The sequence below is a fragment of the Acinetobacter sp. ACNIH1 genome (assembly GCF_002934695.1).
In the GTDB taxonomy this organism is placed as follows: domain Bacteria; phylum Pseudomonadota; class Gammaproteobacteria; order Pseudomonadales; family Moraxellaceae; genus Acinetobacter; species Acinetobacter variabilis.
Genome location: NZ_CP026420.1, coordinates 477,528 through 491,771 on the forward strand (window position 1 = coordinate 477,528; position 14,244 = coordinate 491,771).

14 protein-coding genes and 1 pseudogene are annotated in these 14,244 nt (G+C 40.6%); 8 read left to right on the top strand and 7 right to left on the bottom strand.

Going from position 1 to position 14,244, the window contains the following annotated elements; genetic code table 11:
- The first annotated feature begins 264 nt into the window (after positions 1-264).
- A pseudogene (locus C3F22_RS02395) lies at positions 265-1,012 on the top strand (IS5 family transposase).
- 60 nt (positions 1,013-1,072) lie between these two features.
- On the opposite strand, the gene C3F22_RS18710 reads toward C3F22_RS02395, so the two are convergent.
- Genes C3F22_RS18710 through C3F22_RS02410 form a run of 3 tightly spaced genes read right to left on the bottom strand, consistent with a single transcriptional unit; the run spans position 1,073 to position 1,888 of the window.
- Complete coding sequence (locus C3F22_RS18710; protein WP_104425835.1) at positions 1,073-1,309, bottom strand: transposase family protein; 237 nt, start codon at positions 1,307-1,309, stop codon at positions 1,073-1,075.
- Entirely contained in the window at positions 1,279-1,545 is a 267-nt protein-coding gene (locus C3F22_RS18715) for a transposase (protein WP_104425836.1), read from the bottom strand. The genes C3F22_RS18710 and C3F22_RS18715 overlap by 31 nt, the downstream gene beginning before the upstream one ends.
- The gene (locus C3F22_RS02410) at positions 1,493-1,888 is read right to left on the bottom strand and encodes a transposase family protein (protein ID WP_171284716.1); all 396 of its coding nucleotides are present in this window, start codon (positions 1,886-1,888) and stop codon (positions 1,493-1,495) included. Before C3F22_RS02410 ends, C3F22_RS18715 begins: the two co-directional genes overlap by 53 nt.
- A gap of 184 nt (positions 1,889-2,072) precedes the next feature.
- Between C3F22_RS02410 and C3F22_RS02415 the strand changes: the two genes are divergently transcribed.
- The 3 genes from C3F22_RS02415 to C3F22_RS02425 are packed head-to-tail and all read left to right on the top strand — an operon-like array spanning position 2,073 to position 3,811.
- Positions 2,073-2,744, top strand: a complete 672-nt coding sequence (locus C3F22_RS02415) for a CsgG/HfaB family protein (RefSeq protein ID WP_104425838.1) — start codon at positions 2,073-2,075, stop codon at positions 2,742-2,744.
- A 12-nt stretch (positions 2,745-2,756) separates the two neighbouring features.
- Positions 2,757-3,134, top strand: a complete 378-nt coding sequence (locus C3F22_RS02420) for a DUF4810 domain-containing protein (RefSeq protein ID WP_104425839.1) — start codon at positions 2,757-2,759, stop codon at positions 3,132-3,134.
- Positions 3,131-3,811 carry a DUF799 domain-containing protein gene (locus tag C3F22_RS02425; protein WP_104425840.1) on the top strand — a complete coding sequence of 227 codons (681 nt, stop codon included), beginning with the start codon at positions 3,131-3,133 and terminating at the stop codon, positions 3,809-3,811. The genes C3F22_RS02420 and C3F22_RS02425 overlap by 4 nt, the downstream gene beginning before the upstream one ends.
- A 50-nt stretch (positions 3,812-3,861) precedes the next feature.
- Here the strand turns inward: C3F22_RS02425 and metG are convergent, their stop codons facing one another.
- On the bottom strand, positions 3,862-5,922 hold the full coding sequence (metG, locus tag C3F22_RS02430; protein WP_104425841.1) for a methionine--tRNA ligase: 2,061 nt from the start codon (positions 5,920-5,922) through the stop codon (positions 3,862-3,864).
- Positions 5,923-6,236: 314 nt separating this feature from the next.
- Between metG and C3F22_RS02435 the strand changes: the two genes are divergently transcribed.
- Both C3F22_RS02435 and apbC read left to right on the top strand, forming a co-directional pair.
- Complete coding sequence (locus C3F22_RS02435) at positions 6,237-7,049, top strand: hypothetical protein (protein ID WP_104425842.1); 813 nt, start codon at positions 6,237-6,239, stop codon at positions 7,047-7,049.
- 288 nt (positions 7,050-7,337) lie between these two features.
- On the top strand, positions 7,338-8,597 hold the full coding sequence (apbC, locus tag C3F22_RS02440; protein WP_104425843.1) for an iron-sulfur cluster carrier protein ApbC: 1,260 nt from the start codon (positions 7,338-7,340) through the stop codon (positions 8,595-8,597).
- 40 nt (positions 8,598-8,637) lie between these two features.
- Here apbC and C3F22_RS02445 read toward each other — a convergent pair whose 3' ends face one another.
- From C3F22_RS02445 to C3F22_RS02455, 3 genes are read right to left on the bottom strand one after another with little or no spacing between them, the layout of a single operon-like run.
- Positions 8,638-10,653 (bottom strand): TRAP transporter permease, encoded by a 2,016-nt coding sequence (locus C3F22_RS02445; RefSeq protein ID WP_104425844.1) that lies wholly within the window; start codon positions 10,651-10,653, stop codon positions 8,638-8,640.
- Positions 10,650-11,144 (bottom strand): DUF1850 domain-containing protein, encoded by a 495-nt coding sequence (locus C3F22_RS02450; protein ID WP_104425845.1) that lies wholly within the window; start codon positions 11,142-11,144, stop codon positions 10,650-10,652. The genes C3F22_RS02445 and C3F22_RS02450 overlap by 4 nt, the downstream gene beginning before the upstream one ends.
- Positions 11,144-12,148, bottom strand: a complete 1,005-nt coding sequence (locus C3F22_RS02455; protein WP_104425846.1) for a TAXI family TRAP transporter solute-binding subunit — start codon at positions 12,146-12,148, stop codon at positions 11,144-11,146. Before C3F22_RS02455 ends, C3F22_RS02450 begins: the two co-directional genes overlap by 1 nt.
- Positions 12,149-12,793: 645 nt before the next feature.
- Between C3F22_RS02455 and C3F22_RS02460 the strand changes: the two genes are divergently transcribed.
- Positions 12,794-13,387 carry a LysE family translocator gene (locus C3F22_RS02460; protein WP_104425847.1) on the top strand — a complete coding sequence of 198 codons (594 nt, stop codon included), beginning with the start codon at positions 12,794-12,796 and terminating at the stop codon, positions 13,385-13,387.
- A gap of 122 nt (positions 13,388-13,509) precedes the next feature.
- Positions 13,510-14,079, top strand: a complete 570-nt coding sequence (dcd, locus tag C3F22_RS02465) for a dCTP deaminase (RefSeq protein ID WP_004785008.1) — start codon at positions 13,510-13,512, stop codon at positions 14,077-14,079.
- Positions 14,080-14,244 lie beyond the last annotated feature (165 nt).

Here is a 14,244-nt window from a genome sequence, read left to right on the forward strand (position 1 = left end):
TGATATAAATTTTAAAACTCTATTGAAAGCTCCATCACCCTTTGGGAGAAGGTTGGGATAAGGGGAGTTCTTAGCCTTACTTTTGAAGGATCAAAAGTAACAAAAATCCCTTGTTCGTTAGAGGGCACGTCCATGTGCCCCTAACGAACGGGCGACATCCATGTCGAAAGTCATGTGATTAAAAATTTTTCTTTAATTACATTACTTACTAGGGCCTGTCATCAATTAGCTTGAGAAAATCTAATCTGTCCTCATTATTTTTTCATGACTAAACGCTATGCATTAAGAGATGATCAGTGGGAGCAGATTAAGGATCTGTTGCCCGGACGAGCAAGTACTGTTGGAGTAACTGCCAAAGACAACAGGCTATTTGTTGAAGCAGTATTATATCGGTATCGTTCCGGTATTCCGTGGCGAGACTTACTAGAACGCTTTGGGGATTTTAGAGTCGTGCACACTCGCTTTAGCCGTTGGGCTAAAGCAGGCGTGTGGCAGAGAATTTTTGAAGTGCTATCACATGAAAGTGATAATGAATATGCCATGCTGGACTCAACCATTGTGCGCGCTCATCAGCACAGCGCCGGAAAAAAAAGAACAGGCAATCGGACACAGTAAAGGTGGCTTAAGTACCAAAATTCATGCCCGTACGGATGCTTTAGGCAACCCGACAGAATTTTATCTCACTGCCGGGCAGGCTCATGACTTAAATGGTGCTGATGTGCTGCTGGACTTATCGTTAAGTCAGACTTGGCTCATTGATAAAGCCTATAATTCTAAGAATCGGGTGATTGATCCAATCCATAAGATCAATGGTCAGATCGTGATGCCGTCCAAAAGTAACGCGATTGAACAGCGTGATTATGACCAACATCTTTATAAAGCAAGACATCTGATCGAGAATTTCTTCGCCAAGCTCAAGCAGTATCGAGGTATTGCTACGCGCTATGATAAATTGGCTCAAAACTTCCTGTCAGCAATCTACCTTGTTTCAAGCATAATATGGCTTAATTGATGACACGCCCTAGTTTGATTAAAATCTTTCTTATATATTGTAATAGACCTCTTTCATAAATCATTTTTTGCTCAGTTCCAAGTTGTAGATTCCAGTGATTAAATTGAATCTCAAACCAAACCTTTTACCTCTATTTCGATAACGCTCAGCAAGGATTTTGAAGGTTTTCAGGCTGCCAAATACATGCTCAATTCCGATTCTTCTTTTATTGATTTCTTGATTATAGATTTTCAATTCAGGATCCAATTTACAGTGTTTTTTGGCTTTTAAGGGCAACAGGCTATTCGGATACAACATACATAAATCCCCTGATAGCCTTTATCTGCAAGGATAAAACCCCCAAAAGGAATCTGGTTTAAATTGCGTTTGAACAACTCGAAATCATGCACTGCACCGCGACTGGTACATAAACTCAGAATTTGCTGAGTTTTGTAGTGAATCATGGCCTGTATTTTAAAGGTATGGGTCTTTTTCTTGCCGCTATAGCTTTTCTTCTGTTTTTTTAGGCCTTTGGATTGGAATTTCCGTGGCATCCACGATCACAATATTCCAGTCGATGCCTTCGCCCTCGGGTAAATCTTTGGGTAAATTAAACAGATTGGACCGAATCAGGCAGTCTTCAACATGACGGACAATTCTTGAGGCTGTGGGCTCTGAAACCCCGTAACTCGTCGCAACGTGAAATAAGGTTCGGTATTCCCGCCAATAGCTCAGACAGAGCAGAACCTGATCCTCCAAGCTTAGCTTGGGCGGTCTGCCTTTGGCAGAGACATGCTTCTGCAATTGCTCAACCATCAAATAGAAAGTTGACCATGAGATGCCTGTGTATCGCTTGAACTGAGGATCAGAAAGCTTGTTTGAATCGATGTATTTCATCCGCAGATTATGCACGAATGCCAAGAAATCCAGAGGGCAAATATTAACCAAAAAGAAGATCGTTTTTTGATTTATGAAAGAGATCTATTGTTAATTTATTTATTGTGTGGAGTTATTGTTTATTTATTGTTAAGATTATTTTTTGAGTTAATAAAAATTTTTTTTAGTCTAAAGGATTAATATTTTGAAAAAAACAGCACTCGTTTGTTCTTTAACCTGCTTAGCGTTAACAGCGTGTTCAACAACTGAAACTTCAAAAACAATACAAGCCCCCCAAGTAACGGCTGCGACGGCACAAGTAAAGTATACGGGTACTAAAACTGCAGTTTCTATTGGGAAATTTGATAACCGTTCAAGTTATATGCGTGGAATTTTTTCTGACAATGTAGATCGTCTAGGCGGACAAGCAAAAACAATTTTAGAAACTCATTTGCAGCAAACAGGTTATTTCTCTGTTTTAAACCGTGATAATTTATCTGAATTACAACAAGAAGCAGGATTTGGAAAATCGACGCAATCAATTAAAGGAGCGCGTTTTGTATTAACAGGTGATGTTTCTGAGTTTGGTCGTAAAGAAGTGGGTGATCACCAATTATTTGGTGTATTAGGTCGTGGTAAAACGCAAATTGCTTATGCAAAAGTTAATCTTAACGTAGTTGATGTGAAAACTGCAGAAGTAGTTCACTCAGTACAAGGAGCAGGTGAGTATGCGTTAAGTGAGCGTGAAGTACTTGGCTTTGGTTCTACCGCATCTTATGACTCAACATTAAACGGTAAAGTTTTAGATTTAGCTGTACGTGAAGCAGTGAATAATCTTGTGCTTGATTTACAGACTGGTAAATGGTCGACCAAGTAATAGGATTATTCCATGAAAAATATATTTTTATTACTTGGTATTGTGATGTCACTAAGTTTGGTGGGTTGTGCAAGTGGTCCCCAATCTTTATATAGTTGGGGGACATATCCACAACAAACTTATTTGTTGTTAAGTGTTCCTGAAAAAACCTCTCCTCAAGAGCAGATTACTAAACTTGAAAAAGATATAGAGAAGGCTAAAGCTAAAAATGCGGCTGTGCCTCCAGGTTTATATGCACATTTAGGGCTATTAAATTTAAATCTTAATAATGGTCCACGAGCACTAGAGTATTTTGAGTTAGAACGTCAGGTTTATCCAGAATCAACTGTTTTGATGGAGCGTTTACTGAAAAAAATGACAGGTCAAACTACAGCAGGAGCGAAGAAATGAAAAATTTAAAACGTTTATTCGCTTTAAGTACTGTGGTTCTGTTATTTACTGGTTGTGCGGTTGCACCGAAAAATACACGTGATTTAAGCACTTACACAGCACATATGCCAAAGTCTATTTTAGTGATGCCACCAGTGAATGAATCTCCTGACACACGTGCAACTTATAGTTATTGGTCAACAGTAACTGTTCCTGTTGCTGAGGCAGGTTATTACGTTTTTCCTATTAGCGTTGTCGATACGATGTTTAAGGAAAATGGTATTTATAACGGTTCTGATGCTCAAACAGTAAGTACCCAAAAGCTACAAGAAATTTTTGGCGCTGATGCTGCTCTGTATGTGAAAGTAAAAGAGTATGGTTCGAAGTATCAAGTGATTCAAACGGTTGCTACGGTTGCTGTAGAAGCTAAATTGGTTGATTTAAAAACTGGTCAGCTTCTTTGGGAAGGTTCAGAAAAGCAGATCTTAGCTAACAGCAATAATAATGCTGGTTTAGTGGGTATGTTGGTTGGTGCTTTGGTGGATCAAATCTCGAATCATTTAAGTGATAAGGCGTATGTACTATCAGGCACGGTGAGTCAATTGTTGTATTCACCACGTTTGACTCAGCAAAAAGGTTTATTGTATGGACCAAGATCTCCGAATTTTTCACAGAATTCAGTAAGTCCTCAGCAATAAAAAAAATCCCCTCAATTGAGGGGATTTTTTTATTAGGTTTGAATTTTCATTTAAGACACTTTATCACCCGGTTTAGTACCAGATTCAGGCGAAATCACCCAAACACCGTCGCCATTACCCGCAGCGAGTACCATACCGTTTGAAATACCAAAACGCATCTTACGTGGAGCAAGGTTAGCGACCATCACCACCAGTTTACCTTTCAGATCTTCCGGTTTATAAAACTCACGGATACCGCTAAATACGTTACGTGGCTCAGCTTCACCAACATTCAAAGTCAATTGCAGCAGTTTGTCTGAACCTTCAACGGTTGCAGCATCCAGAACTTCCGCTACACGCAGGTCAACTTTAATGAAGTCATCAATGGTGATGATTTCAGCTTCACCGACTTTAGGTTCAGCTTTCTTCTCTTTGGCTTTCTCTTTTTTCTTCTCAGCTTTTGGTGCTTCAGCAACAGGTGCAGTTAAGGAATCTTTAGACGCATCGACCATTGCAGCCACAGCTTTCGGATCAACACGTTGCATTAGCGGCTGGAACAATGCAATTTTATGACCTGTTAAGATTTCTGTACGTGAAGCAAAGTCGAAAGAAGCCAGTTTCAGGAAGTCCTGAACTTGAGCAGCCAAGGTTGGTAACACTGGAGCTAAATACACAGCCAATTGACGGAACAGGTTGATACCCACAGAACACACATCGTGAACCTGTTGTTCTTCGCCTTCAATTTTCGCTAAAGCCCAAGGTTTTTTCTCATCGATGTACTGGTTGGCTTTATCTGCAAGCGCCATGATTTCACGGATCGCTGCCGAGAATTCACGGGTTTCATATGCTTTGGCAATTGAGTCACCAGCATCAATAAAGCTTTGCACCAGTTCAGGCTCAGCACAAGTTGTACTTAACTTGTTATCAAACTTGGTATTGATGAATTTTGCACAACGGCTTGCGATGTTCACCACTTTACCTACAAGGTCCGAATTCACTTTCTGGACGAAATCATCCAGATTCAAGTCAGAATCTTCAACCTTGTCAGAAAGTTTAGAAGCAAAGTAATAACGCAGGTATTCAGGATTCAAATGCTGTAAATAAGTTTCAGCTTTAATGAAGGTACCACGAGATTTAGACATCTTCTGACCATTTACAGTCAGGAAACCGTTCACAAATAAACCAGTTGGAGTACGGTAGTCTGCACCTTCCAGCATTGCAGGCCAGAACAGGGCATGGAAATAAACGATGTCTTTACCAATGAAGTGATAGACTTCATTTTTAGAATCTTTTTTCCAGAAATCATCAAAGCTTAAGTCAGGACGTTTAGTTTTGATGTAATTTTCGAAGCTCGACATATAGCCGATTGGTGCATCCACCCAAACATAGAAATATTTGTTTGGTGCATCAGGAATTTCAAAACCGAAATAAGGTGCATCACGGGAGATGTCCCAGTCATTCAAGCCATTATCAAACCATTCATCCAATTTGTTGGCGATAGACACTGGGAGACGACCTTCGTCACGGGTCCATTTTTGCAGGTATTCACCAAAATTTGGCAGTTTAAAGAAGTAATGATCCGAAGATTTCTCAACAGGAGTCGCACCGCTTAAAGTCGATTTTGGATTTAATAATTCAGTCGCGTTGTAAGTTGTACCGCAAACTTCACATGAATCGCCGTATTGATCTTCCGCCTTACATTTTGGGCATGTACCCTTAATAAAACGGTCTGACAGGAACATGCCTTTTTCAGGATCAAATAACTGGGTTACAGGGCGAACTGCAATATTGCCGGCTTCACGGTTTTTGATATAGATTTCTGAAGCGCGGGCGCGGTTGGTAGCACTGTGGGTAGAGTCATAATGATCGAAATGCACACCGAAACCGTCAAAGTCACGAATGTGTTCTTTTTGCACATTGGCGATCTGTGCTTCAGGTGAAATGCCATTTGCCTCAGCACGCAGCATGATCGCTGTACCATGAGCATCATCCGCACAGACATACGTCACGTCATGACCCATTGCACGCATCGCACGTACCCATATATCAGCCTGGATATAGCCGAGTAAGTGACCCATATGAATCGGGCCATTGGCGTAAGGAAGGGCATTGGTGACTAGGATTTTACGCACGGATTCACTCTCTCATTCGTATTCATTATGCAATGGGCCATAATTTTACATGATGCAGAAGGGATTACAAAGAAATGCTTTTACAGAAGCCTCAGGAATAAATCAGGCTGAATATTCAGAATACAAAAACTGGCTATAGACGGATAATTGGCCCGTAAAAATTCGATTGAGATAAGTTGATGCTACTTCCTGCAATCAATAGCAACAACATGTACAGGCTTTGTTGCAGTTTGCTTAATTCATCCACGTCATTGCATGCTTTGTGCTAAAAATTTAGCTGATCATTTTTATTATGACGCCTTAGGAGGGTACTCATGACTCAGAATAACCAGACAAGTACTTCAAAACAGAATCAAGATAAAGAACAACATGCACGAGAGCTGCATGACAAAATTGAACAAGAGCAGAAGCAGAACGAGATTGATAAACAGCATAAGCAGAAACATGAAGAAGTCCTAGAAGCCCAAAAAAATGGTGCTGATGAAAAGTCTGATAATCAGCGAGACTCTAAAGCATCTGGTAATCAGCAATCAGAGCAAAAAGATGCGTCTAAAAATGACCAATCTGATTTTGATAATGTTGATCAATCAGATAAAAAGACCGAAAGCACCAAAATGGATGACTTAAAAGCAAAAGCCATCGCAATTGGCGAAGAGCTATTGCAAAAAGGCGAAAAGATTCTGAATGAGCTGAAAAATGGCAAATCAGACAGCCAAAAAAATGGTGAACAAGGTTCAGATGATTCGAAAAAGGCACAAGCAGATCAAAGTTCTGGAGATAAATCAGCAAATCAGGCTGACCAGGATCGTATGGCAAATTTAAAAGATGAAGCGCTACACAAGTTTGAAGATACCAAGGTCAAAATTAGTGATTTGGTAAATGAAGCTGCTACGAAACTAAATGAGTTGAAACAGATGGCGGCTGAAACCATGACCAAAATGAAAGGCGATGACCAGTCTCAGTCAGATGATTCAAAAAAGCAGGATCAGGATTCTTCATCTAAAGAGGCTAAGGATAAGGACCAAAAATCAGCTCAGACCAATAACAAAGATGATGCTAAAAAGGATCAGGATAAGGCTGATCAATCTGGGCAAAACAAGACCGATCAAGATAAAAATCATAAATAATCATTTCATATCGAAAACCACTTCATTCAGTTTTTGAATGAAGTGGTTTTTTAATGGCTACTATCTAATTAATTTAATTTAAAATTTTAAATATCGATAATATAAAACAATAAATAAGATGTGATGCTGACTTTATAAATTTTCTTCCCTGTAACCCTTTAAAACCAAGTAAAATAGTTGGAAATCATATTTGTCTTTCAGGCTTGTGAATACAGATTGCTTAACCTGAGCCAAAAACCTCGTTAAACTAAGCTATTCAGATGTCTATCTATATTTTTGGAGTAACCTATGTCCTGGCTTTCTTCGCTTAAATCGGTTTTTTCGCCTTCCAAGGAGGTGAACGAAGAAGCTGTGCAGAACGTACTGCAAAATTATGTCTTGCCAAATTCTAGCAATGCACTGAAAGACCGGATTACTCAGGTCAATGTGCAAGGTGAGATTCTGCAAATCACCATTAATACCTATCCGGAAGAAAAAGAGCAGTTACAGCAGATTCATGATGAACTGGCGGATGCGCTAGAGAAATGCGGTATTAAAGAACTAAACCTGCATGTGATTCAGCAAAAGACGAGTCATAAAAAAGAAGGCGGTTGTGGACATCATCATGCAGAAGGCGAGAGCTGTTCCAGCCAGCCGCAAACTGCTGCTTCAAAATCGAATCTGCCACCTGTGGTTGATGCTTCAGGTCATGCAGCTCAAGCAGAAGCTGACCCAAATAATCCGCCGATCCAGAAAGCTGCTCCACAGCAACGTGATGTGCCGAAGCATCCACGTATTCAGTATGTCATTCTAGTCTCTTCAGGCAAGGGCGGTGTTGGTAAATCTACAACGACTGTGAATCTGGCTTTGGCTTTGCAAAAATTAGGTTTGAAAGTGGGTGTACTGGATGCGGATATTTATGGTCCAAGTATTCCGACGATGCTCGGCAATGCTGGCAAAACCCCGATGATCGAAGCCGAGCAGTTTGTCCCACTGGATGCGTATGGTATGGCAGTGCTATCGATTGGCCACTTAACGGGTGATAATAATACGCCGGTTGCTTGGCGTGGTCCGAAAGCAACAGGTGCCTTGATGCAGCTATTCAATCAAACCTTATGGCCGGATCTGGATGTATTGATGATCGACATGCCACCAGGTACAGGTGATATCCAGTTAACGCTCGCTCAGCGTATTCCAGTCACAGGTGCTGTGATTGTGACCACACCACAAAACGTGGCATTGCTGGATGCGACCAAAGGCATTGAACTGTTTAACCGTGTGCAGATTCCAGTGATGGGTGTAGTCGAAAATATGTCGACCCATATCTGTTCGAACTGCGGTCATGAAGAACAGATCTTTGGTAAAGGCGGCGGTGATAAACTGTCAGAGCAATACAATATTCCATTGCTCGGTCGTCTGCCTTTGAATGCAGTAATTCGTGAAAATGCCGATGCCGGTAAGCCTTCAGTGATTGCTGGAGATGATGCTGCTGAAAGTTACATGACCATTGCCAAGAAAATTGCAGCGAAATTGCCAAAAGCAGAAAAAGATAAAACTCGTATTTTCTAAGATTCTATAGTGAAAAAAAGAGAGCCGAGACTCTCTTTTTTTATGAAATTTTAGTAGTAATTGTATTCTCTTTTCTTGCCTGAATGATATTAAAGCCAATTGCAATAATCACCATGATGGTGCCGATAATATCGGTCATGGTCTCAGGCACAATCATCATGAGTGCACCAACCCCCAGGAAGATACGCCAGAACCAATTCATCGCGGTTTTAAAGTAGCCTTCTACTGCGGCCCCCAGTGCCAGAATGCCGACAATCGACGTCACGGTAATGCTTAAAATGACATTCCATGCCGGTAAGGCAAATTCTTTGGCATTCACGGCAATATCTGTTGTATCAATCATCAGCATCGCCGGGTTATAGACAAATAGGAAGGGCACAATAAAGCCAGCCAGAGATAGGCGTAGTGCCAGGAAGCCAGTCCGCATTGGATCACCACCCGCAATCCCGGCACCGGCGAAGGCGGCCAAGGCGACGGGTGGGGTAATATTGGCAAACAGGCCAAAATAGAACACGAACATATGCGCAACTAGGATTGGAATATCAAAGTTGGCTAAAGCCGGAGCTGCCATGGTTGCGGTAATAATATAGGCAGGAATGGATGGTAGGCCCATACCCAAAATCATCGATGCAATCATGGTAAAAAACAGTGTTAGAAACAGACTGCCTGCACCAATACTCATAATTGAAGAGGTCATTACCGAGCCAAAACTGGTCAAGCTGACCACACCGATAATAATACCCACCACTGCACAGGCAGACATCACAGAGAGTGACTGTTTAGCACCATCTGCCAGTGCTTCCAGGATTTCCTTCGGTCCCATCCGCGTAGATTTTCTAAATGCAGCAACAACGATGGTTAATAAAATAGTATAAACCGCTGCATAGCTGACCGGAATTGACTGGAATAAGAACACCACAAGCGCAATAATTGGAAGTAATAAATGTCCGCGCTCTTTCAGAACTTCTTTGACTCGTGGCAAGTCTGCTTTGGGAACGCCTTTAAGATTATCCCGACCTGCCCTGAAATGGACTTGTGCCATTACACCGAGATAATACAGTAGGGCAGGCAATACCGCGGCTAAGGCAATCGTGCCATAACTGACACCAGTTGTTTCGGCCATGATGAATGCACTAGCCCCCATGACTGGAGGTAAGATCTGTCCGCCTACAGAAGCACTGGCTTCCACTGCACCGGCAAAGTTTTTGTGGTAGCCAATTTTTTTCATCAAGGGAATGGTAAATGAACCGGTTCCTACCACATTGGCAACCGCCGTACCATTAATACTACCCATAAAACCGCTGGAAATCACCGCAACTTTGGCTGGCCCACCTTGCTTATGACCGGCAAGTGCCATGGCCAGATCATTGAATAATTTTCCCATTCCCGATTTCGCCAAAAATGCACCAAACAGGATAAACAAGAAAATGAAGGTGACTGAAGCACCAATGGCTGAAGAATATAAACCTTCAGTCTTCAGATACATTTGCCCGAAAATATCACTGAATGTATAGGGGCGAGTGAGCAAGCGATCCGGCATCCAGTCAAAATGACTGACAAATGGATAGCTTAAGAAAATCAGTCCCAAGATCGGCAACATCCAGCCCATTACCCTTCGAGCAGCCTCAACCACCAATACTACCGTCATAATTGAGAAGACAATGTCCAGTGTATTGGGAATGCCTCCCCGGGTAGTCATAATGGCTTGGTATTCTTTAAACAAATAAAAGAAAGAAGCAAAAGAGGCACTGACCCAAATCCAGTCCGTCCATGCGACCTTTTGCCGGCTACTGGCCTGACGTGCTGGATACAACAAGAAAATCAGCGCCAGACCAATGGATACATGGGCTGCACGTTGAATCAGTTCTGGCAAGGGATTAAAAGTAATATAAAGATGAAATAACGAATAGGATATTGCTAAGGCAGCAATAAACCAGCGAACCGATTTGTTGATCGGATTGCGAGTGACAGATTCACGGTCAAATTTTTCTAATAATTCTTGTTGCTGTTGATCATCCAGTGCTTCGGTCACATTTCTTGTTTCTTGTGGATTCATAGGCAATCATTTAAACCTCTTTTTTTCCATAGGCTGTCTTTTTTTATAGAGATCTGTACCGTGCTATAGTCAGGAAAATCCTGATAAATATTCCAGATCCGATCAGCACTCTCAATACTCCCAATTTTTCCCTGCATTCTGCGTGAAATCACCCAATTGATTTCTTTCATCTTCCGGTTGATTTGCATATGGATATTGCCATCATCCAGTCGAGTAATAGTACCTTGATCAGGTGTACCCGCACCAAATGAAATGAACTGAGTGTCTGTCAGAATGAAATGATCCTTGTCTAGAAGATAACGTTCTTTCCACTGTGTTCTTTCTACCGAATGCATCCAGCTCAGCTGAAAAGATTTCTGGTCAATTTTGCACTGGAAATTTTGCTCTTTCACTTCCACAAAAATATACGAAAATGTCATCCAAACACAGGTAATAAAAAAAGTAGCCAAACTAAAAAGTGCAGCAATCGCTGCACCTTGTATCCATTTCATCAGTTCGCTTTATTCTCATCATAGAATTTTTGCGCGCCCGGATGCAGTGGAGCAACCAGACCTTTTTGTGCACCTTCTAAAGTGATTTCTTTAGCAGCCTGATGCGAATTTGCCAGCTGATCCAGGCTGGAGAAGAACGTCTTGGTTAGCTTATATACATCATCGGTAGACAAATCTGAGCGAACCACCAATGCATTCATGATCGCTGCTGTTGGAATATCTTCAGCATTGCCATAGGTCCCTTTAGGAATGGTCATTGGCAGGAAATACGCCTGATCTTTGGCAATCGCTTTCACTTTATCTGGATTAATACTCACCAGTTGTAGATCAAAACCCTGTTGCAGTTCCATTAGGGAGGAGTTTGGAAGACCACTGGTCAGGAAGGCTGCATCCAATTTTCCGCCTTTCAAGGCATCCGCTGCTTCGGCATAACCTAAGTAATCTACTTTGACATCCTTATAAGTGATACCAAAACCGTTCAATAGAGTACGGGCATTCACTTCTACACCTGAATTCTGGGCGCCCACTGCAATACGTTTGCCTTTGAGATCTTCAATATTTTTGATACCAGAGCGCTTTGAGGTTACGATTTGCACATAGTTCGGATAAAGAGCAGCGATCTGCTGCACGTTGTCAATCTTGGTGCTAAAACTGCCTTGACCATTAATTGCTTCAGTTAAGCTGTCGCTCATGACAAAGGCCATTTCAACTTTGTTCTGTTTTAATAAATTCAGATTTTCGACAGAAGCCCCTGTGGTCTGGGTTTTGGAACTCACGCCGTAGGTCTTGTTATAGATTTCAGCCAATCCTGTCCCGATGACATTATAAGGACCTGAGGCACCGCCTGTCGCAATATTGACAAATCGGGTTTGCAGTTTATCTGCAGCGACACTCTCGCCAGATGCAGCCTGATGATCTGATTTATTTTGTGCATTATCATTCGAGCAAGCAGCTACGCCTGATAGCGCTAAACTCATGACTGAAAGTTTGATCCATTTATTCATATATGACTCCTGATATTATTCTGTAGTTCTTAAAATATAATTAAAACAACAATATACTAAACCGTCTGAATGTTAAAAAAATGTGAATTATCAATTGTTGTCCTTGTACAATTTAACAGCAATTATTTTGTCTGAATACCTTTAATAGCATTTTTTTCGAAATTTTACTTTATCAATATGTTGAACAAATTTAGCAAGATAGACATCTTAAATGGAGAGTGGAAATTTAATCATTAGGAGTTAGGTAAAAGTTGCTCCCATCATCAAATCTTTCTAAAGTGCCCAAAGTTCATAGGCAAGAGCAGGGATTTTGGTGAATTAAAATTCAATCAAAGGTTACCAGAAATAATGATTTCAAAGTTTTGGATGATTTTTCTTTCATGTTGTTGAGACTAATATTTCAGGAACTTTAAGTTCGAATACTCTATTGAAACTTCTACTTTTATAGTAATTTTATTATGAGCTTATAGCTTTATAAATTGACAAAATTGACTGAAAGGTAATTCTCTTATATTTTTACGTAATTATATGAAATTAATTAAAAATAATAAAATATAAAATTTTTTAATATGTTCTCTTACAATTATTTTTTTGCAGATTTGACCGGATTATTCTATGCTTAATACCTAAGAGCGAGGTCAAACTATGATTTCATGGTTATTTATTGGTTTAGTGGCAGCCATTCTATTAACACCGGGCCCAACCAATACTTTATTGGCATCGTCAGGTATTCAAGTTGGATTTAGAAAAACTTTTCGCCTTATTCCTGCAGAAGCTTTCGGCTATCTCATCGCAATTACATTCTGGGGTTTTTTGATTGGTAAAATCTCGGTCTATTTGCCGGAATTACCTCATATTCTCAAACTCTGTAGTGCTGCTTATATTCTATTTTTAGCTTTAAAATTATGGCGTACCGCAGAACTTGATGAAAATTTTCAATGTATTTCGATTCGGGCACGGGAACTATTTTTGGCGACTTTGCTGAATCCTAAGGCATTATTATTTGCTTCGGCCATTTTCCCGGTCATTGTGTGGAAAAGCAGTCAATATTATGTGACTTATATGCTGGCATTCTTGGCATTACTTATTCCTATCGCATTTTTCTGGACCTTTTTAGGTAGTTTATTGGCTAGAAAAAACAATCGCTGGCTGAATCAAAAGAACTTACAAAAGACTGCTTCCATTATTTTAATGAGCTTTTCTGTACCTTTATCCTATTCAGCACTCCTCAGTCTTTAAACCTGAAAAAGCAGCTAAATTTCCTGAAATTTAGCTGTCGGAATTTCGCTTATTTTCATTAGTGTCAATTTCAGTTAAAGTACGTCGCAATTACTTATTTTTAAGATTTTTGGATTATATCAATGGCAATTAAGTCTGATCGTTGGATTCGCGAAATGAGCGAAAAACACGGCATGATTGAACCGTATGCAGAAAACCAGATTCGTCTGGATGAAAATGGTCAAAAGCTGATTTCTTATGGTGTTTCAAGCTATGGCTATGATGTGCGCTGTGCGCGTGAGTTTAAAGTATTCACCAATGTTCACTCTGCAATTGTCGATCCGAAAAACTTTGACGAAAAAAGCTTTATCGATATTGAATCGGATGTTTGTATCATTCCCCCCAACTCATTTGCGTTGGCACGTACAGTAGAATACTTCCGTATTCCACGAAATGTACTGACCGTTTGCTTGGGTAAATCGACCTATGCACGTTGCGGCATTATCGTGAATGTGACTCCACTTGAACCTGAGTGGGAAGGTCATGTCACGCTAGAGTTTTCAAATACGACTAACCTGCCTGCACGTATTTATGCCGGTGAGGGTGTGGCTCAAATGCTGTTCTTCGAATCAGACGAAGTTTGTGAAACTTCATATAAAGATCGTGGTGGTAAATACCAAGGGCAGACAGGCGTGACTTTGCCTAAAGCTTAATAGTTTTAAAGCATTCAATAAGCGAGGCTAATGCCTCGCTTATTTTTTTACTGTTTCATTCATCGGAAACTCGGGGTTTTTAGTCTTTTGGCTTTGGTAATCCTGCTAAAAATAAGCATAATGAAGAATGAATATATAAAAAAGATGTGCCAAGCATCATAAAAA

Bases quoted from the DNA above. Each gene is read 5' to 3' on its own strand.
- C3F22_RS02435 (WP_104425842.1), top strand. From the start codon at position 6,237: ATGACTCAGAATAACCAGACAAGTACTTCAAAACAGAATCAAGATAAA.
- C3F22_RS02410 (WP_171284716.1), bottom strand. From the start codon at position 1,888: ATGAAATACATCGATTCAAACAAGCTTTCTGATCCTCAGTTCAAGCGA.
- apbC (WP_104425843.1), top strand. From the start codon at position 7,338: ATGTCCTGGCTTTCTTCGCTTAAATCGGTTTTTTCGCCTTCCAAGGAG.
- C3F22_RS02450 (WP_104425845.1), bottom strand. From the start codon at position 11,144: ATGAAATGGATACAAGGTGCAGCGATTGCTGCACTTTTTAGTTTGGCT.
- C3F22_RS02425 (WP_104425840.1), top strand. From the start codon at position 3,131: ATGAAAAATTTAAAACGTTTATTCGCTTTAAGTACTGTGGTTCTGTTA.
- dcd (WP_004785008.1), top strand. From the start codon at position 13,510: ATGGCAATTAAGTCTGATCGTTGGATTCGCGAAATGAGCGAAAAACAC.
- C3F22_RS18710 (WP_104425835.1), bottom strand. From the start codon at position 1,309: ATGTTGTATCCGAATAGCCTGTTGCCCTTAAAAGCCAAAAAACACTGT.
- C3F22_RS02460 (WP_104425847.1), top strand. From the start codon at position 12,794: ATGATTTCATGGTTATTTATTGGTTTAGTGGCAGCCATTCTATTAACA.
- C3F22_RS02420 (WP_104425839.1), top strand. From the start codon at position 2,757: ATGAAAAATATATTTTTATTACTTGGTATTGTGATGTCACTAAGTTTG.
- C3F22_RS02455 (WP_104425846.1), bottom strand. From the start codon at position 12,148: ATGAATAAATGGATCAAACTTTCAGTCATGAGTTTAGCGCTATCAGGC.
- C3F22_RS02445 (WP_104425844.1), bottom strand. From the start codon at position 10,653: ATGAATCCACAAGAAACAAGAAATGTGACCGAAGCACTGGATGATCAA.
- C3F22_RS18715 (WP_104425836.1), bottom strand. From the start codon at position 1,545: ATGCCACGGAAATTCCAATCCAAAGGCCTAAAAAAACAGAAGAAAAGC.